The sequence below is a fragment of the Sphingobium sp. DC-2 genome (assembly GCF_000722555.1).
Taxonomy (GTDB): Bacteria; Pseudomonadota; Alphaproteobacteria; order Sphingomonadales; family Sphingomonadaceae; genus Sphingobium; species Sphingobium quisquiliarum.
In genome coordinates this window covers 1-774 of sequence record NZ_JNAC01000047.1, presented here as the reverse complement: position 1 = coordinate 774, position 774 = coordinate 1, and the positions used below count along the sequence as shown (strand labels likewise).

The 774-nt window shown below is 58.0% G+C and carries 1 protein-coding gene and 1 pseudogene; one reads left to right on the top strand and one right to left on the bottom strand.

What is annotated here, in order from left to right:
- A pseudogene (locus ET21_RS0109910) lies at positions 1-182 on the bottom strand (hypothetical protein); the annotation flags it as partial.
- Between the two features lie 9 nt (positions 183-191).
- On the opposite strand from ET21_RS0109910, the gene ET21_RS28030 reads away from it, so the two are divergent.
- Positions 192-431, top strand: a complete 240-nt coding sequence (locus ET21_RS28030; RefSeq protein ID WP_162180699.1) for a hypothetical protein — start codon at positions 192-194, stop codon at positions 429-431.
- Positions 432-774 lie beyond the last annotated feature (343 nt).

The window sequence follows — 774 nt, the reverse complement described above, 5'->3', positions numbered from 1 at the left end:
TGGCTTCCCAGGACCGGCACCCAATAATTCGCGGCGCGGTAATCAGGGCCATGATCGACCGCCATCACCCCAAAGACATATCCGATCATCGGCAGCGTCCACAGCAGACGCCCGCCCAGGTCCACGCCCATCAACACCAGCGCAACGCCGAGCACGGCCCAAAGCGGAATCAGTCGTTCCATGATTTCGCGATGACGGACTATTCGCCATGCGCTTTCCCGGTCATCGGCGCTAACCTGCGATACGAGGCCCATAGCTTCCCCTTTTCATCAACGGTCGCCGGCGATCATCCAATGGCTTCACGAAAATGTGAAGAGCGTTTCGCGCGCATTGTCGTCAATCCGTTGTATCGCCTTCATCGAGCGAGGGCGAAGGACTGTGACAGCGGCCTTTCGCAAATCCTCTCGCTCAAAGGAGGTGATGTGATTTGACAGCATATGAAGCAGCTCAATTGACGATCGCAGCCGTCGCGCTCGTGATTGCAATTGTGAAGCTGGGGAAGTCCGATAAGGGCTGATCCAGCGGGGCGGGTGGTCTGACAGGGCCGCCCGCCCTAAAAACACGAAGCATTGCCTATATAGCCCTTTTCCCTTGCCAATCCAATAACCGGCGTGCGCGCGGCGCGTTCCCCTCCTGTTCCGTTTGGCGCATAAGCGCCCAATGGCCGCGAACTACAACCGCCCCAAGCCCATTGATCCTATCTGGTATCGGCAAGGCTGCTATCTGGCCCCTGTGCATTATTCGGCCACAGATTCACGGTAGGCGAGCTTGAGG

Bases quoted from the DNA above. Each gene is read 5' to 3' on its own strand.
- ET21_RS28030 (WP_162180699.1), top strand. From the start codon at position 192: ATGACGGACTATTCGCCATGCGCTTTCCCGGTCATCGGCGCTAACCTG.